This window comes from Phormidium sp. CCY1219, from assembly GCF_055795085.1.
In genome coordinates this window covers 1-17,529 of sequence record NZ_JAYFEQ010000348.1, presented here as the reverse complement: position 1 = coordinate 17,529, position 17,529 = coordinate 1, and the positions used below count along the sequence as shown (strand labels likewise).

Below are 17,529 nucleotides of genomic sequence, written 5' to 3'. Positions count from 1 at the left end.
AGATATCCTTCAAAAGGGTCTCGAACAGGGTCTCGAGCAGGGGAAAAAACAAGAGGCGATCGCGATGATTATGCGTCAGCTAAATCGTCGATTCGGGACACTTGAACCCGAGGTCATAGAACGCATTCGCGAACTATCAACATCTCAGCTAGAAGAGTTGAGTTTGGCGTTATTAGATTTCTCGGAAGTGGGCGATTTAGCGACTTGGTTGCAGTCGTGTTAGAGTAGCATTTATTTCGCAGGCGTCGCATTTCTCTGTGAGGAGTGCGACCCTTGTTTTGCTCGCTTTCAGGGCGCTACTATTGTGGGTGCTGGTTCCAGATACAGGCGCGCCAGATAGTCGCAGAGTTGATAGCTGAAGTCGGGGGAATAGGAACAAAAATGACTCCCTTTGCGACTGCCAGACTGCGGTGATTAGCGTTTTCAACAATCCTTCGATCGCTTCTTTTTCAGTGAGAAAAATTACTTGGGATATTCTAGTACAATTAGAACGGGGCGATCGCAAGAGGCGAGGAAACCGCAATGCCTTGTTCCTACGGGGTGCCTGGAGGAATGAAAAGGCAATATCCGTGCGTCAGAGAAGAAGGCTTGCGATTGCTTTGATTGGCAATTTATGTTAGATTAGTCGCAGGGTGACAATGGTAAAATCCAGACGTCAAATGCACAAATGAATAACCAATTTGATGTATATCTGAACTGGAGAAAAATTCCTCCGATTGGGATGGCTGCGATCGCCAGTTTGTTGGTGGTTTGGTGCGGGGCGATCGCGCAGGGGCAAGGCATCGATTGCCGCAGTTCTTCGTGGGTCAGTGCATATAACGGTCGTCAGATGAATTGCTGTATTTCTAGCCACTATAATAGAATGAGAAGTCAGTGATTGGGGGGAATTTTATGTCTGCAGAACTCACCCAGAAAACGTCAACGGCCATGCAAGGGGGGGGAGGAATGGACTCCCCCAATGCCGCCAACGGATTTAATTTTTGATGATGGAGAACCCTTGGAAAGCAATCGCCATCGCATCGCAATGAATCTGCTCATTGCCTCTGTGCATCAAGCTTTTGCGGGACGGCAAGACTATTTTACTGGGGGCAATATGTTCGTCTATTTTAGTAGCGAACAAGCCTGCAATCGGGATTTTAAAGGACCTGATTTTTTTGTTACCCTTGATGTAGATGGGACGAAGGAACGTCAGGGTTGGGTGGTTTGGGAAGAAGGGGGACGCTATCCCGATGCGATCGTAGAATTAATGTCCCCTTCTACGGTCCGGGAGGATACGGGGCGGAAAAAGGAGATTTACGAACGGGTATTTAGTACCCGGGACTATTTTGTATATGACCCCTTTGCGCCGGATTCCTTGCGGGGATGGCATTTAGGAGGGCAAGGATATGAGGAGCTGAGCAAGAGCGATCGCGGTTGGTTGTGGTGCGAGTCCCTAGGATTATGGTTGGGAACCTGGGAAGGTACGGTGCAACAGGAACAAGCTATCTGGTGGCGGTTTTTCGATCGCGAGGGGAACTTAGTGCTGTTACCAGAGGAGGTAGCTAAACTCGAAGCCCAACGGGCTGAATCAGAGCGCCAACGGGCTGAATCAGAGCGCCAACGGGCTGAATCTGCACGGTTGGAGTTAGACGCGCTGAAGGAACGACTCCGGGCGCGGGGAATCGATCCAGAATCCCTGTAATTGCAGCGATCGCGCCAGTTTAAATTTGAGATAGGGGTGGATTTGCCGCCCCTATATTTATGCATAGTATTATCACAAAACCGATGACAGGGATTTCGAGGCAGTATATTGGCGCGGGAGGTGTGCCGTGAACAGCGATTTCGGGGGGTTGTTAATTAAACGGGCGATTTTGCAACCGTTGAATTTCGCGATCGACGCTCAAGCCAATTTTTAAAGCTTGATTTAACAAGCGCCCATATTCGCTGGCTTCGTCGCTAATTGCCAATCCACGCAAAGTGGCTAAGTTATTTTCAATATTGGCAAACAATTCGTACCGTTTATCGATTAATCCTTTATTTTCCCGCAGGATTCTTTCGGTTCTCAAACTGTTGATTAAACTTTGACGAGTGACGCGGAGGGCTTCGATGACTTCTTCGCGATCGCTAACCCCCACGCCCAGGTTGCCAGCCGCTTCTATTTTATCGATAACATCCACCGACTGCACCACTTCATTATATTTTTGGATTTCATCGAGAAAACTTAAAAACGTCTCGAATTTTTGGGTACTTTTCCACAGATAAAGATTGAGACCCAACATCAAGATTACGGCAATGCCGCCTGTGGCGCTGATAAAGTAAGCGGTGGCTTTCATATCGTAACCGGAAAAGCCGGAATTGCGAATCATCATAATCCCGAATGGCGTGAGTAAAGCAAAGATGAGGCAAAAGATAAAAAACTGGGTGAGGACAAAAGATATCAGTTTTTTACCCTCTTGGAGGAGAGAAGGACGGTAGGCAATGCCAAACCAAATATTGTTGGCATCGACTCCCCCGATCGCCTCTACTTCACTTTCTTTAATCGTTAGTCGCTCTAGATCTGAGTCCATCGCTCGTTTCTCCTCCTGTCATCCCGTATCGATTCAGCAATAAAGTGCGCGCACAAGTCCATCTTCGGCGTCATTCAGATTTAGCTTACTGATAGCCCAGGAGTTTGCCGATTAGTTGCAAGACGTTGAGATAAAAATTACCCTCTAGCTCTCGAAACAGTTGAAAGCTTCCCGGCGATCCGAAAAAGGGTCTGAGGGTCCATGCCATCTGCGTGCCAACAAATGCATACAGCAACAACCAAAATTGTAACAGTTGGGTGCGGGTTTTTTGGCCGGGAATTTCCGGTTCGGCAAGCATCTGCATCCCTTCATAAAAGAACTTAATTCCCAGAAATCCAGTCAGGGATAAGATGGCCACATTCAGCAACAGGAAAAACTCGTAACTCTGGGTGCTGATTAGGAAAAATAGCGTCACTGGGGCAAAGCCAAACAAAATGGCACTCATAATCGCTTCAGCAGTCATCAGCAAAGTCAAATACTGCTTAAACGATCGCTTCGACCCGAAGATAGTGCTAAAAATGTAGAGAGTCGGAAAACAGATCAGCAGAGTCAGCAGGTACAGGGATGGCAATTTAAAAAACGACGAAATTGCCTGCATCCAGCTATGTGAAGAGCCAATAATCAGCCCATAAATTCCAAAAAATACGGCACTAGATATCAGCAATGAGATGATTTTATTATCCAGCTTGATGCCTTTTTTGATGTGTTCCAAAAAAGTGTGCCGATCCTGAAGCAGGCCGATTAAAACTGCAAAGGGATTCATCGCATTATATCCTTATTACCAGGTGATGCTTTTCGGTTTCGATTCGATTCTAGCATCGCTTTTTTAAAGTGTCTCGAAATGTTGCAATTTTGTAACAATTTGGCCAACCGGCGACAGTACAGACTCTCGCGGGGGAGAAATAGGAAAAGCAAGAAACGTTACCGGGATAAGGGTTTCGGGTTAGTTGCCGGGATTTTCAGTCACGATCCTGCCTGGCTTTTTAAAGGTCGAGTTAAGCAACGGAAAAGTTTTGGTTAAGCCGACTTGCCGGAATAGATTAAAATAAAATCAAGTCGATCGCCAATCGGAAAGTCGTATTTAGGAGGACAGACCCCTGACTTTATCAGAATACACGCTGATTCCCGAAGCCCCTGCTGGATTCAAATCCGGATTTATTGGGATTATCGGACGCCCGAATGTGGGCAAGTCCACGTTAATGAACCAATTGGTGGGGCAAAAAGTTGCCATTACCTCTCCCGTGGCGCAGACGACTCGCAACCGACTGCGAGGCATTCTCACCACGCCATCAGCCCAATTTATTTTTGTGGATACGCCGGGCATCCACAAACCGCACCACCAATTAGGGGAAGTGCTGGTGAAAAATGCTCGGTATGCCATCAATGCGGTGGATGTGGTATTGTTTGTGGTAGATGGTGCGGTGCCGGCGGGCAGAGGCGATCGCTTTATCGCCGACCTGCTGGGCAAAACCGACACGCCAGCAATTCTCGCATTAAATAAAATCGACCGGCGATCGCCCGACGCGCCGGACTCACAAAGTCCCGAAGCCATCGATGAGAGCTACCGAGAGATGGCTGCACCGCACAATTGGCCGATCGCGAAATTATCCGCCCTCACGGGGGAAGGGCTAGACAACCTCTTAAAAACCCTCGCCGATCGATTAGAACCCGGTCCGTATTATTATCCCCCAGATTTAATTACCGACCAACCAGAACGGTTTATCATGGGCGAACTAATTCGCGAGCAAATTTTGCATTTAACCCGGGAAGAAGTGCCGCACTCGGTGGCGGTGAGTATCGAACAAGTGGAAGAAGCGCCAGAAATCACCCGCGTATTTGCGAAAATACATGTAGAACGCAAGTCTCAGAAAGGAATTATTATTGGCAAAGGCGGACAAATGCTCAAAGCAATTGGGTCGGCTGCCCGGGAACAAATGCAAAAACTAATTGCTGGAAAAGTCTATCTGGAACTGTTCGTTAAAGTTCAGCCCAAATGGCGACAATCGCGCATTCGGCTGGCAGAATTGGGCTATCGGGAAGAAAAAGAATAGGTGCCCAAATGCGATCGCGCTTCCGGGATAGCGATCGCATTCCAACCTACAGGGCGGAGGGTTCCAGCGCCAAGGTGAGAGAAAACTACAGCGTCCCAGTCACTTTGGGGAGGCGCGTTGTTAGGAAAGCTTAACAAAATCAGGGGAAAATTGACTCAAATCTTTACAATTCGATGGCGGTAAAATAAAATAGAGTATGTCAAAATAATGTCAGCCATTGTCCCGCCCCTGGGTGGGTAGGGAAAATGGCAGATTTTTCGTGCGATCGGGGGGCATCGCGAGACGGGGAGCATCTGCCAGTCGTTTATTGCGATCGCCTGCATGTCAGTCACATTTCATTCCAATTTACTAGCCAAAATTACCCGTCAGGTTTCTCAGGAAACCTTACTGCTTTTCCGTCTCTGGTTTATCTTCAGAAATTCCCCGCCCTTGTGGGCGATTCTCCTGGGAATTTCCGGGATGGCGTTGAGCGAGTCAGCCCTAGGGGCGATAACTCCAGCGCCAGAGGGGCACGATCGCGCGTTTTTCCCGCCAAATCTCACAATTGCCCAGTTGCCCGGGCACCTGGAAGGGGAAGCGGGGGGAAACCTGAGTCAAATCACCCCCCTCTCCGAACTATCCGACGTGCAACCCACCGACTGGGCATTTAGTGCCTTGCAGTCGTTGGTAGAGCGCTACGCTTGTATTTCCGGCTATCCCGATCGCACCTTTCGGGGGAACCGCGCCTTAACCCGGTACGAGTTTGCGGCGGGACTCAATGCCTGTTTGGAACAAATTGTAGCGGCGATCGGGGCCGAGGAAACCCTTCCCCCGGAAGAACTCGAAGCGATCGCGCGCCTGCAAGAGCAATTTGCTGCCGAACTCAGCGCCCTCCAGTCTCGCACCGATGCCTTAGAAGTGCGAACCGCACAACTGGAAGCAACGCAGTTTTCCACCACCACCATGTTCCGGGGAGAAGTGGCGATCGCCTTAGAAAGTGCCTTTGGCGATCGCAAAGCCGACAGCGATCGCCCGTTAGACGAAAACCTCACATTGTCGCAGCGCACCCGTCTCTCCTTCGATACCAGTTTCACCGGCAGCGATCGGTTGAATGTCCGCTTTGAAGCGGCAAATATGGCCAGTTTAGCTGCCGCCACTGGCACCCGGTTTGCCAACCGCAACTATGATGGAAACAGCGACAATGCCGTACTGCTCAATCAGTTGTTGTATAACTTTCCCATTGGCGATCGCGTTATGGCCCAGATCGGCACCACCGGGGATTTTGTCGAAATCTTCGACTTTGCCTCCACTCAGCCTTATGCTGCCGATGCCTTGTCCCTGATTAACACCTACAACCCCTTAATTTATCGCGTGTATGCCACCAACGGCGGACCGCGATTGGGGGCCAAAATCCGCATCAGCGACGCGATCGGTCTGGATACCGGATACTTTACCCCCGGAACTGCAGCCACGCCGTTACCGAATTTGGGATTGTTTAATGGGGCTTATGCGGCAGCAGCACAACTCAATGTAGAGGTCAACAATGCCGTTAATTTATCCTTAAGCTATCTTCATTCTTACCAAGGAGGAAATGATGGCTACGATTTATCTGGATTTACTGGAAGTAACAGCGCCGCCGATCCCTTTTTTAACCGCGCCAACTCTACCAATAATTTCGGCATTCAAGGCAACTGGCGAATCAATTCTCGCTTGAATGTGGGCGGATTTGTGGGATATTCTCATGCTTACACCCAGGCGGGAGAATCTGCCAATGCGGATATCTGGAGTTGGTCTATTAATCTTGCCGCTCCGGATTTAGGAAAAGAAGGCAGTGTGTTTTTAGCGGCTTTTGGAATGCCGCCTAAACTGACAGGAACCAGCGGCAGTAATGTCAAAGAACCAGACCCGGACACGGGGTATGTTTTAGACTTAGAATACCGCTATCCCCTCTCGAATAACATCAATTTAGCATTCGGGAGTTATGCGGCATTTAATCCCAATCATAATGATGAAAATGACCCGATTTATGTCGTGCGTTTTCGTCCCGTGTTTCGGTTTTAGTCAGCTTTTTCCCCCAGTTTCGTAAGTTAGCAATTTGCGAAGGGAGGGTGGGGAAAGGAGCCTCGCACGAGGGGTAGGTGGATTCGGCTTGTGGTTTTGGGTCGCGATCGCCCATGACACCCGCCCCGAAAGAAAATATTCTTTAATCGACAAAAAATCCAGGTCGGTTGTTAAGAAATGTGACGAATTCGAGGGTCTAATTTTACCCACCTTCCCACCCCCTCTCTGGGGGGCACAAAGGCGCAGGGGAAGTCAAGTTGAGGTGAGGTCAACCCCCGAAAATTATTACAAAAATTACAGGATAGCAGCAGTTATGATAAATGTCAAGATATTTTCGGGGATTTTGGCGATTTTGAGGACATCAAAAGCAGCGGCTAAACCCTTGGGAAAAATTTGAGAAGAATGGCGGATTTGTCAATTGCGGAAAAATTGTTTAATCTGCTAAGAATACCATCCGGAAATTTACAAAAATCCTTCGTAGAAAGGATTTACAGACAGAAACGGCAAGCCAAGTAAAGCGCCCCAAAAAGCGCTAGAGCTGGGGTACCGTGGAGTCAATCCGTTGTTGTGAAATCGATAAGGAGAAAAATCGTGACCGAGCCGCGCGTTTTGTGCATGGGAGAAATGTTGTTCGATCGCTTATCCGATCGCCCGGGATTGCCCCTAGAACAGGTGGACTCATGGACCGATTATCCCGGGGGCGCACCGGCAAATGTAGCTTGTGCGTTGGTAAAATTGGGCACCTCGGCGGGATTTATCGGCTGTATCGGAAAAGACGAACCCGGGGAAACCTTGGTGAACCTGTTAGACGAAGTGGGCGTGGATTGCACCGGGGTACAGCGCGACGACAGCGCACCCACGCGGATCGTGTATGTAGTGCGCGATAAAGCCGGCGATCGCAGTTTTGCCGGATTTGGCGATCGCGCGCCCACGGAATTTGCCGACACGCGCCTTAGCGCCGATAAATTGCCGATAGATTTATTCAAAAATGCCGAATATTTGGTGGTGGGCACCCTGGAACTTGCCTATCCCCAGAGTCGTCAAGCCGTCACCAAAGCCATCGAGTTAGCACAGCAGCACAATACCCGTATTTTTCTCGATGTCAACCGCCGAGATATGTTTTGGCTCAACCCCGGTGAAGCCCTCGAACCGATCCGCGAACTCGTCAAAAAAGTAGATTTTCTCAAACTCACTGACGAGGAAGCACAATGGTTATTTAACACCACCGACCCCACCGCGATCGCCACCGAGCTCGGCTCTAAAATTAAAGGCGTTTTAGTCACGGCGGGAGAAAAAGGCTGCTGGTATTGGTTAGCTGGAAATACGGGAGAACGAGCCGCTTTTGATGTTACAGTGGAAGATACCACTGGCGCTGGGGATAGCTTTACGGCGGGCATCCTTCATCAACTTTGCCAACAAGGCATTAACTGCTTGGATGACGCCAAAACCGCTCAATCCATCGTGGAATATGCCACCGCTGTGGGTGCATTAACCGTGATGAAACCCGGGGCGATCGCCGCTCAACCTAAAGCGGAAAACGTCGCCGAATTCTTAAAAGCTTAGGGCAAGATATCTTCGTCGGAGACAGTGCGTCTCCGGCGCAGCCCTAAAGTCCAGAACTCTTCCTTAATTTTTGTATTCAAATAAAACTATCATCAGCAAAAGTGGCAATTACTGAGCCGAGTAAAGACGGGATTAATCGCGTCTTTACGGGTAAGCATAACCTCGGGTAAAGCGTTACCATGCTCTGCCTGTTAACGAGTTAAATTGATGTAAGTATCGGCTATGTATTGGTCAAAATGCTATCATAAAATACCGGGAATATTAGCGGCGATCGGACTGACCCTCGCCGCTTCCGCTTGTGGAAATCTGCAAGCCAATTCTCCCCCTAATCCCGCTGCTGCTGATGAAAGCGAAGCGGTACAAACTGAGCCTCAAAAGCCAGAACGATTTGATGGCGTGTCGATTACCGTGTTGGCGCGCACTCCCCCTACCATCGCCGAACCTTTAGCCAAACATGCGGCGGATTTCGAGCAGCTAACTGGAGCTACGGTGAACATCGTCAATATTCCGTTCGATAAACTTTATCGAGAAATTATGGACGATTTCACCGAGGGAAAAAATGAATATACTGCCATGATTTTCGCCCCGCAATGGTTAGTGGATTATGCCGAAGGGGGATATTTGGAAAACTTAAGCGATCGCGTGGTAGAAGATGCGAGCATTCAATGGGATGATGTGGCTCCTTTCTTTCGCCAATTTAGTGCCACCTATGAAGGGGAAGTTTATACCATTCCCTTAGACGGGGATTTTCAGATGGTGTATTATCGCTCGGATTTGTTAGAATCAGCGGGACTCAATCCGCCGCAAACTTGGGAAGAGTATTTGGCGATCGCGAAACAATTTCACAATCGCGACCTCAACAATGACGGTGAATCCGATTATGGTTCCTGTATTTCTAAAAAACCCGAGAGTCAATCTTATTGGATGTTTTGGTCGATCGCCAGTGCATTCGTGCAAAGCAAAGGCACCAAACAGGGAGCATTTTTCGACCCCAAAACCATGAGTCCGTTAGTGAATAATGAAGCCTTTGCTAAAGCCTTGGAAATTTATCGAGACACCAGCAATTACGGTCCGCCGGATGAATTATATCGGGATGTGGGAGACACGCGATCGCTGTTTATTTCTGGGCGCTGTGCCCTCACTATTGATTGGGGGGATATTGGCACTCTCGCAATTGACCGCGATCGCTCTCGAGTTATCGATAAAGTGGGGGCGGTAATGTTACCCGGTAGCGACAATGTACTCGATCGCGAAACGGGTCAATTAGTCGCTTGCGATAAATTCACTTGTCCTTATGCCATTAAAGGCATCAATCACGCCCCTTATGCAGCATTTGGCGGGTGGTCTGGAGCCATTAATGCAGGCGTGGATACTGACAAAAAATCCGCCGGTTATGCTTTACTTTCCTACATGAGTCAACCGGCTCAATCGAATATCGACGTTACCCGGGGGGAAACCGGAATGAATCCGTATCGCATCTCGCAATTTACCAGCCGAAAAGCATGGCAAAACGCCGGAATGAGCGCGCAAGCTGCGAGTAAATACTTAGGCGCGATCGGAGTCAGTCTCAAGAATCCCAATATGGTGTTAGAATTACGCATCCCTCAAAGCCAACGCTATCAACAAGTGGTACTCGATAGAGTGCTGGTAGATTTTCTGGGTGGTCTGATTACCACGGAAGAAGCAATGGTAGAAATCGAAACGGGATGGGAAGAAATAACCAACGAAATTGGTCGAGAGGCGCAATTAGCCGCCTATCGCGCCAGTCTCGGACTCACCCCTTAACTGTGGAGTAAAGCAACATGAATCAACGGCAAAATAACTCGCCAAAACCGCGATCGCACCGTTGGGGCTTGAGCGTGCAACTGACGGTGGCTTATTCCGTATTAATTAGCATCGCCGCAGGGGCATTATCGGGCAGTCTTTACCTGCAACTGAGAAGCACCCAAAGGCAAGCCATTCGCGAGCGATTGCAAGATATTATCAGCCTCTCTGCCCCGCAAATTGATGTGGACTATCACGCTTTAGTTCTGGCTCCCAAAGACCGAGAAAGTCCGTACTACGATATCAATCAAACCAGGCTAACGGATATTAAAGAAGCCTCGCCGAAAATCAAGCGAATATACACTTTACGCCAGGAAGAAAATGGGCAAATTGTATTCGTACACGACTTGAATTATAATTCAGAACGTACCACCGAAATTGGCGAGCCACTCTCGAATATTACGCCTTTGCTGCGTTCGGGTTTGGAGAACATCACAACGCCGGCGATCGAAACCGAACTACAGGAAAATTCAGCCGGGGAGGTGGTGTTATATGGGTATGCGCCGATCGCCGATTTATTTGGTCGCCTAGAAGGCATCCTCGCCATTGAATTAGATGCCAGTTCTGTGGTAGAAAGCGAAGGGCAAGCAAAAAGTATTGCGATCGGCACGTTTTTACTCACTCTAGTCCTGGCTTGGATCGTGGTATGGCTGTCCACTCAACGCTTAATCGTGCGTCCCATTTTAGGTTTAAATAGCGCCGCAAAACAACTAGCAAACGGGAATTGGGAGCAAACGCTTTCCGTAGAAAGAGGCGATGAATTAGGCGAATTGGCGAAGTCTTTTAACAGTATGGCGCGTCAACTGCGAGAGTCGTTTGAAACGTTAGAAACTCGCGTCAGAGAACGCACTGCAGAACTGGCTGAGTCTAACGAACAGTTGGAACTGGCGAAAGAAAAAGCCGAAGCCGCGAACCAAGCGAAAAGCGCATTTTTGGCCAATATGAGCCACGAGTTGCGCTCTCCGCTCAACGCGATTCTCGGCTTCGCTCAACTGATGAATCGCAGTTCGAGCTTACCGCCGGAACACCGAGAAGATGTGGGGATTATTACCCGCAGTGGGGAACATTTACTGACCCTGATTAATAATGTGTTAGATTTATCTAAAATTGAGGCGGGACGCACGACTTTAAATGAAAGCAATTTTGATTTATATCGGCTGCTTGATGATTTGCGGGAGATGTTCCGATTGAAAGCAGATGAAAAGAAATTGCAATTGCTCTGCGATCGCGCTGAAAACCTGCCGCAATTCATTCGCACGGATCGGGTGAAATTGCGCCAGATTTTAATTAATCTACTCAATAATGCCCTGAAATTTACTGAAGTGGGTGGGGTTTCCCTGCGCGTAGAACTCGGGGACTCGAACCCGAACCAACCCACAGCCGCGCCCAATGATTCCTCCTCAACAGAAGCCACGCCTTGGCGATGGCTGCACTTTGCAATTGAAGATACTGGGCCGGGAATTTCTCCGGAGGATTTAAAAAACTTATTTCAAGCTTTTGTGCAAACCGAAACCGGAAAACAAGCTCACGAAGGCACTGGATTGGGATTGACAATTAGTCGGAAATTTGTTAAGTTAATGGGCGGCGATATGACTGTGAGTTCCGAGGTGGGTTCCGGTACTACATTTGAGTTTGACATTAAAGTGCAGATGGTCGAGGGGAAAGAAGTAGAAAGCGGGAGTCAACCCACTCGCCATGCGATCGCCTTGGAACCGAATCAACCGCGCTATCGAATTTTGGTAGTGGATGATAAAGCGCTTAACCGTCAATTGTTGGTGAAATTATTGACACCGTTGGGATTTGAAGTGCGCGAAGCGAGTAATGGAAATGAAGCGATCGCGGTTTGGGAAGATTGGGAACCGGATTTGATTTGGATGGATATGCGAATGCCCGTGATGGATGGGTATCAAGCCACAGAATATATTAAATCCACCACCAAAGGTCAAGCCACGGCAATTATTGCTTTAACTGCTAGCGTTCTGGAAGAAGAACGGGCCGTAATTTTATCGGCGGGCTGCGATGATTTTATGCGAAAACCCTTCCGAGAAGCGGATATATTTGCAGCGATGAACAAACATATTGGCGTGCGGTATATTTATGACGATGACGCCAGCGGAGATGGGGCGACAAATGCAGGCGGGGAGGAACTGACTGCAGAGGCGATCGCCACCCTTCCCGTGGAGGCGATCGTTAACTTGAAACAAGCAATTTTACAAGGAGACTTGCAGCTCATTGACCAATTAATCGAAGGCATTCGCGCCGAGAATGCGCCCCTCGCCCAGGCGATCGCCGAATGCCTGGATAATTTTGAATACGATCGCCTGTTAAATTTAATTCCCGAACCCGAGGAACAATCTAGCTCATCTCGGTTATAATTCACCTCATCAGTTCTCTGTCTGCGCGGGTTTGTCCCACGGTTGTTCCCCGGAAATCCCGGTGGATAAACCCGCCTCTATCCTCGCGCAAACCGACATCTATACTCTAGCAAACCCCTGGAACCTACCCTGCAAAAATTATGGATTCAGCCCAAAAAACCACCTATAAAGCCGATATTCTCGTGGTAGACGATACGCCAGCCAACCTGCGATTGTTAGTGGGAATTTTAAGCGATCGCGGCTATAAAGTCCGCCCCACGCCCAATGGCAAATTGGCCCTTTCGGCGGTGCAACTTTCCCCCCCCGACTTAGTGCTGCTAGACATCAATATGCCCCAGATGGATGGCTATGAAGTTTGCGAAAAGCTCAAATCAGACCCTACCACCCGGGATATTCCCGTTATTTTTATCAGCGCATTAAGCGATACCCTAGATAAAGTAAAAGCCTTTAGCGTTGGGGGAATCGACTACATCACCAAACCCTTTCAAGTGGAAGAAGTGCTCGCCCGCGTGCAAACCCACCTGGAAAACCGCTTGCTGCAAAAAAGCCTGCAAGCAAAAAATGAAGAATTAAAAAACACCTTGCAACAACTGCAAACCACCCAAAAAGAACTGATTGAATCGGAAAAAATGGCAGCATTAGGGCAGTTAGTAGCAGGAATTGCCCATGAAATCAATACCCCCCTCGGTGCCATTCGTTCCACGGCGGGCAATATGGCAAAATTTTTGCATCAAACCCTGGAACAATTACCCGCACTTTTTCAATCTCTTTCCCCAGAGGAAGGGCAGGATTTTTTAAAATTACTGCAAACCTCAATGGAGGAAAAACCCACCATTACCGCTAAAGAAGAAAGAAAAGCAAAACGCGCTTTAATTCGAGAACTGGAATCCCACGATATAGAAGATGCCGATGTGTTAGCCGATACCTTGGTGGATATGACGATTTATGAGAACATCGAGGAATTTTTACCCTTATTAAAAAGACCCGATAGCGCTCATTTATTAGACATTGCATATAAATTATCCGGATTGCAACGCGGAACCGACACCATCAACACCGCCACAGAAAGAGCCTCGAAAGTGGTGTTTGCTTTAAAAACCTATGCCCGCTACGATTATTCAGGAGAAATGACCTACTCCAATCCGATCGAAGGGATCGAAACCGTGTTAACGCTTTATCAAAATCAATTAAAACATAACGTCGAATTGATTCGCAACTATGCAGAAATTCCGCCGATGTTGTGTTATCCCGACGAACTGAATCAGGTCTGGACGAATCTGGTGCATAATGCCCTGCAAGCGATGGACTATCGCGGCACCTTAACCATTGACGTCAGTCAGCAAGATGCGGACATTCAAGTGAGCATTACCGATAGCGGGAAAGGGATTCCCGAAGCGGTGTTGCCGAAAATATTCAATCCATTTTTTACCACCAAACCCGCCGGAGAGGGCAGCGGCTTGGGTTTGGATATCGTGAAAAAAATTGTGGAAAAGCATTCGGGTAAAATTAACGTAGAAAGTCAACCAGGGCAAACCACATTTACCCTGTCGATTCCGATAAAAACAGCTTGAGGAGTTGGCCAATGTCTAAGCCAGTGATTTTATGTGTGGATGATGAAAAACTTGTTTTGCAGAGTCTGAAAACCCAACTGAAAAGTGCTTTTGGAGATGCTTATTTTTACGAAGTTGCCGAAGATCCGGACGATGCGTTAGAGGTAATTGACGAACTAAACGAGGATGAACTGAGCATTATTTTGATTGTTTCGGATTGGTTGATGCCAGGGATGAAAGGAGATGAGTTTCTGGTTCGCGTCCACCAGAAATTTCCCAACATCGTGAAAATCCTGCTTACCGGGCAAGCGGATGAAAGCGCGATCGCCCGGGCACAACGGGAGGCAAACCTGCATTGCTGTCTGTTCAAACCCTGGTCTGAAGCGGAGTTAGTGGCGGCGATTAAATCCGGTTTGTCACAACCGGGGTAAAACTGCGTAGAATAAAATGAAGAAAATCGGCGATCGGGGTGGGTCTTCTGCCCCGATGGCTTGACTTATGGGGAGAAAAATCGCCATCCGCCCGTTTCTCATCGGCGATTCTCGGGACTGATTTCCCTCTGCCCGATGGATTTCCGGTTCTGAACTAACCGCAAACCAACCACTACCAACCAACCGTGACCAAACAGGTAATTATCTGTGTCGATGATGAAAAAACCGTCCTCACCAGCCTAAAAGCCGAATTAAAAGCGGCCCTGGGCAAAAAATATCTCATCGAATTGGCTGAAGGCGGTGAGGATGCCTTAGAGTTACTCGAAGAATTACTCGAGGATGGATATGAAATCCCCCTGATTATTTCTGACTACTTGATGCCGGATATGAAGGGAGATGAACTCTTACGGCGGGTGCATCTGCTGTCGCCAAAAACCCTCAAGGTGATGCTGACGGGTCAGGCGACGATTGAGGCGGTGGGCAATGCTATAAATTATGCCAAACTTTATCGGTATCTTACCAAACCTTGGCAAGCCGAAGATTTAAAATTAACGGTTTCTGAAGCGATTTATAGCTATTTGCAAGATAAAAAGTTGGCGGAGAAAAATGAAAAGTTGCAGCAAATGAATCGGGAGTTGGAAGAGTTGAATCGGCAACAATCTGCTCTGATTGCCCAACTCCATGCCAATGAAAATCGGTTAATGCAGTTTTTAGAAGCCATGCCTGTGGGGGTGTTTGTGGTGGATACCACCGGCAAACCCTGCTACATCAATCAAAAAGCTAAAGAGTTACTCGGGAAAGGAACCGTCAGCGATGCCCGGGGCGATCGCTTGCGCGAAGTGTATCAAACCTATCTCGCCGGCGGGCAAGAACTTTATCCGAAAGAACGCGACCCCTTATTGCAGGCATTGAACGGCAAAACTATGACCGTTGATGATATGGAAGTTCACCAAGAAGCGCGGGTGGTTCCGATTGAAGTGTGGGGAAGACCAATTTATGATGAAAGCGGCCAAATCGCCTATGCGATCGTGGCTTTTCAAGATATCAGCGATCGCAAAAAATCCGAAACCGAACGCCAACAGTTTATCGAAGAACTTTTTAAGCTAAACTGCGATTTAGAAATTGCCTTAGAAAACGAATTAAAATTAACCGATAACGCCAGCCGATTCGTCCCGAATGAATTTCTCTCCTTCCTGGGCTACGAAAGCATTGCCGAGGTTAAACTCGGCGACGCTGTGGAACAAGAAATGTCGATTTTATTCTCCGACATCCGCAATTTTACCACCCTCTCCGAACGCATGACCCCGGAAGAGAATTTCCGGTTTATCAATAGCTATCTTTCCCGCATGGAACCAGCAATTATCGAAAATAACGGATTTATCGATAAATATATTGGCGATGCCATTATGGCGCTATTTGGAGGCAGTGCCGATGATGCCGTCAAAGCCGCAATTTCTATGCTAAACCGACTGGTTGAATACAATCAACACCGCATGAATTCCGGTTACAGTCCGATTCAAAATGGCATCGGCATCAACACCGGCTCCCTGATGCTGGGAACTGTTGGCGGTTCATACCGCATGGATAGTACCGTGATTAGCGATGCGGTAAATTTAGCCTCTCGGGTGGAAAGTTTGACCAAAAACTATGGGGTTTGCTTGTTAATTACTCACCAAACTTTATCCCGCTTGCAAAATCCCGCCGACTATCATATCCGCACCATAGACACGGTAAAAGTGAAGGGAAAATCAGAATTTATTACCGTCTATGAAGTGTTTGATGCCGATGATTCGCCAGTTCGAGAAGGCAAACTGGCTACTGCCGATTTATTTGAGGAAGCCTTGATGCTTTACAATCAACAGTCTTTCCAAGCCGCCGCGCAACGATTAACCGATTGTCTGCGAATTAATCCACAAGATAGCGTGGCACAAATTTACCTGCAACGCGCTCGAGAACGATTTTGAGAATTCTCTCTCGTTTATCGATAAAACGCCCGTCGGGTTTTTTTGCTATAATAGATGATTATGAATACTGCACAACGCTTACAAACCCTCACCCGCATTCGGAAACTCAGCCGCCTGATGGATACCGCCTTTCGCATCCCAGGCACGCCGTTTCGCATTGGTTTAGACCCGATTATCGGTCTGGTTCCCGGTTTGGGCGATTTAATTGCCACCGCTTTTTCCACTTATATTCTGTTTTTGGCGGCGCGCTTCTCCCTCCCGCGCGAAGCCCTGGGCAAAATGATTTACAATATCGCTTTAGAAGCGGCGATCGGCACAATTCCTCTATTCGGCGACATCTTTGATGCCTTTTACAAGTCGAACATTCGCAATTTGCAAATCTTAGAACAACATCTCGACATTGTGGAGCCAGAAGGAGAGGAAATGCCCTCGGATTCTGCTAATATTGCGGCAGAGAATTCTTGAATTACCAGCCGAATTTGGCGAGAATGTGCTTGGGAATAATGGAGGCTTGAATTTCGCGATCGCTCGGTAAGGTGTACCAATACGCCCAAGCAATTAACACCGCCTGAAAGGGAAGTCTAATGGCTTGAAATATCGGCGAATCTGGCACCCCGGCAATCTGAATGTGATTCACCGCCATGTTAATATTCGCCGGAAATACGGCAATAAATAGGGCAATTAACCCCCACGCTGCTGCTGGCGCAACTGGGGGAACTAATAATCCAATCCCACCGAGAATTTCAAAGAATCCGCTAATATAAACCAGTGCCAGTGGGTGGGGCAGAATACTGGGCACGATTTTGACAAAGGGGGTGGGATGGGCAAAGTGCAACACCCCAACCACCGCGATCGCGATCGCCAGAATCACTCGCAACAGTTCTTTGTTCTTTTGCATCGTAAAATTTAACACAACCCTCTACATCTCTCATCAGTTTAAGGCTAATGACAGTCTAATTCCTCTTTCTTTAGGAATAAATTATCCCATTTTTCGATAAGTTTTTTGAAAAACGGTATGTTGAAATAAGCGCGGCGAAACTTGACCGAAAACCCGCCCCGAAAAGTCATCTGCACCGCTTCTCATCAACTCGCAATTGCCTACCAAATCGCCTCTAACTGCAGGATAAATCCCGGTAGCAGGGGGTCTCCCGACACCGTGGCAGGATTATCCAGCACTTCTACTTC

General features: G+C 48.1%; 15 protein-coding genes. 12 read left to right on the top strand and 3 right to left on the bottom strand.

Going from position 1 to position 17,529, the window contains the following annotated elements; all coding sequences use genetic code 11:
• The 3 genes from AC0QH1_RS06345 to AC0QH1_RS06335 all read left to right on the top strand — a co-directional run.
• Positions 1 to 223 (top strand): DUF4351 domain-containing protein (locus AC0QH1_RS06345; protein ID WP_324630107.1); only part of this gene is annotated, 223 nt, incomplete at its 5' end.
• A 444-nt stretch (positions 224 to 667) separates the two neighbouring features.
• The gene (locus AC0QH1_RS06340; protein ID WP_324630106.1) at positions 668 to 877 is read left to right on the top strand and encodes a hypothetical protein; all 210 of its coding nucleotides are present in this window, start codon (positions 668 to 670) and stop codon (positions 875 to 877) included.
• Positions 878 to 958: 81 nt separating this feature from the next.
• Complete coding sequence (locus tag AC0QH1_RS06335) at positions 959 to 1,681, top strand: Uma2 family endonuclease (RefSeq protein ID WP_324630105.1); 723 nt, start codon at positions 959 to 961, stop codon at positions 1,679 to 1,681.
• 151 nt (positions 1,682 to 1,832) lie between these two features.
• On the opposite strand, the gene AC0QH1_RS06330 is transcribed toward AC0QH1_RS06335, so the two are convergent.
• Together AC0QH1_RS06330 and AC0QH1_RS06325 are read right to left on the bottom strand one after the other, a co-directional pair.
• Positions 1,833 to 2,546 (bottom strand): hypothetical protein, encoded by a 714-nt coding sequence (locus AC0QH1_RS06330; protein WP_324630103.1) that lies wholly within the window; start codon positions 2,544 to 2,546, stop codon positions 1,833 to 1,835.
• Between the two features lie 85 nt (positions 2,547 to 2,631).
• Positions 2,632 to 3,309, bottom strand: a complete 678-nt coding sequence (locus AC0QH1_RS06325) for an actin-binding WH2 domain-containing protein (protein WP_324630101.1) — start codon at positions 3,307 to 3,309, stop codon at positions 2,632 to 2,634.
• A gap of 436 nt (positions 3,310 to 3,745) precedes the next feature.
• On the opposite strand from AC0QH1_RS06325, the gene era reads away from it, so the two are divergent.
• The 9 genes from era (at position 3,746) to AC0QH1_RS06280 (ending at position 16,809) form a co-directional block, all read left to right on the top strand.
• Entirely contained in the window at positions 3,746 to 4,597 is an 852-nt protein-coding gene (gene era / locus AC0QH1_RS06320) for a GTPase Era (RefSeq protein ID WP_442957287.1), read from the top strand.
• A gap of 321 nt (positions 4,598 to 4,918) precedes the next feature.
• Positions 4,919 to 6,637 carry an iron uptake porin gene (locus AC0QH1_RS06315; RefSeq protein WP_324630100.1) on the top strand — a complete coding sequence of 573 codons (1,719 nt, stop codon included), beginning with the start codon at positions 4,919 to 4,921 and terminating at the stop codon, positions 6,635 to 6,637.
• Between the two features lie 591 nt (positions 6,638 to 7,228).
• On the top strand, positions 7,229 to 8,200 hold the full coding sequence (locus AC0QH1_RS06310; protein WP_324630098.1) for a carbohydrate kinase family protein: 972 nt from the start codon (positions 7,229 to 7,231) through the stop codon (positions 8,198 to 8,200).
• Between the two features lie 222 nt (positions 8,201 to 8,422).
• Entirely contained in the window at positions 8,423 to 9,985 is a 1,563-nt protein-coding gene (locus tag AC0QH1_RS06305) for an ABC transporter substrate-binding protein (RefSeq protein WP_324630096.1), read from the top strand.
• 17 nt (positions 9,986 to 10,002) lie between these two features.
• On the top strand, positions 10,003 to 12,399 hold the full coding sequence (locus tag AC0QH1_RS06300) for an ATP-binding protein (RefSeq protein ID WP_324630095.1): 2,397 nt from the start codon (positions 10,003 to 10,005) through the stop codon (positions 12,397 to 12,399).
• A 140-nt stretch (positions 12,400 to 12,539) separates the two neighbouring features.
• On the top strand, positions 12,540 to 13,970 hold the full coding sequence (locus AC0QH1_RS06295; RefSeq protein ID WP_324630093.1) for a hybrid sensor histidine kinase/response regulator: 1,431 nt from the start codon (positions 12,540 to 12,542) through the stop codon (positions 13,968 to 13,970).
• A gap of 11 nt (positions 13,971 to 13,981) precedes the next feature.
• On the top strand, positions 13,982 to 14,380 hold the full coding sequence (locus AC0QH1_RS06290) for a response regulator (protein WP_324630092.1): 399 nt from the start codon (positions 13,982 to 13,984) through the stop codon (positions 14,378 to 14,380).
• Positions 14,381 to 14,565: 185 nt separating this feature from the next.
• A complete protein-coding gene (locus AC0QH1_RS06285; protein ID WP_324630090.1) occupies positions 14,566 to 16,344 on the top strand; it encodes an adenylate/guanylate cyclase domain-containing protein in 1,779 nt (592 codons plus the stop codon).
• Positions 16,345 to 16,404: 60 nt separating this feature from the next.
• Positions 16,405 to 16,809 carry a DUF4112 domain-containing protein gene (locus AC0QH1_RS06280; protein ID WP_324630089.1) on the top strand — a complete coding sequence of 135 codons (405 nt, stop codon included), beginning with the start codon at positions 16,405 to 16,407 and terminating at the stop codon, positions 16,807 to 16,809.
• Position 16,810: 1 nt separating this feature from the next.
• Here the strand turns inward: AC0QH1_RS06280 and AC0QH1_RS06275 are convergent, their stop codons facing one another.
• The gene (locus tag AC0QH1_RS06275; RefSeq protein WP_324630088.1) at positions 16,811 to 17,242 is read right to left on the bottom strand and encodes a DoxX family protein; all 432 of its coding nucleotides are present in this window, start codon (positions 17,240 to 17,242) and stop codon (positions 16,811 to 16,813) included.
• Positions 17,243 to 17,529 lie beyond the last annotated feature (287 nt).

Excerpts from the sequence above, each read along its gene's own strand:
- AC0QH1_RS06325 (WP_324630101.1), bottom strand. The coding sequence starts at position 3,309 with ATGAATCCCTTTGCAGTTTTAATCGGCCTGCTTCAGGATCGGCACACT.
- AC0QH1_RS06335 (WP_324630105.1), top strand. The coding sequence starts at position 959 with ATGCCGCCAACGGATTTAATTTTTGATGATGGAGAACCCTTGGAAAGC.
- AC0QH1_RS06340 (WP_324630106.1), top strand. The coding sequence starts at position 668 with ATGAATAACCAATTTGATGTATATCTGAACTGGAGAAAAATTCCTCCG.
- AC0QH1_RS06305 (WP_324630096.1), top strand. The coding sequence starts at position 8,423 with ATGTATTGGTCAAAATGCTATCATAAAATACCGGGAATATTAGCGGCG.
- AC0QH1_RS06315 (WP_324630100.1), top strand. The coding sequence starts at position 4,919 with ATGTCAGTCACATTTCATTCCAATTTACTAGCCAAAATTACCCGTCAG.
- AC0QH1_RS06300 (WP_324630095.1), top strand. The coding sequence starts at position 10,003 with ATGAATCAACGGCAAAATAACTCGCCAAAACCGCGATCGCACCGTTGG.
- AC0QH1_RS06295 (WP_324630093.1), top strand. The coding sequence starts at position 12,540 with ATGGATTCAGCCCAAAAAACCACCTATAAAGCCGATATTCTCGTGGTA.
- AC0QH1_RS06330 (WP_324630103.1), bottom strand. The coding sequence starts at position 2,546 with ATGGACTCAGATCTAGAGCGACTAACGATTAAAGAAAGTGAAGTAGAG.
- AC0QH1_RS06290 (WP_324630092.1), top strand. The coding sequence starts at position 13,982 with ATGTCTAAGCCAGTGATTTTATGTGTGGATGATGAAAAACTTGTTTTG.
- era (WP_442957287.1), top strand. The coding sequence starts at position 3,746 with ATGAACCAATTGGTGGGGCAAAAAGTTGCCATTACCTCTCCCGTGGCG.
- AC0QH1_RS06275 (WP_324630088.1), bottom strand. The coding sequence starts at position 17,242 with ATGCAAAAGAACAAAGAACTGTTGCGAGTGATTCTGGCGATCGCGATC.
- AC0QH1_RS06280 (WP_324630089.1), top strand. The coding sequence starts at position 16,405 with ATGAATACTGCACAACGCTTACAAACCCTCACCCGCATTCGGAAACTC.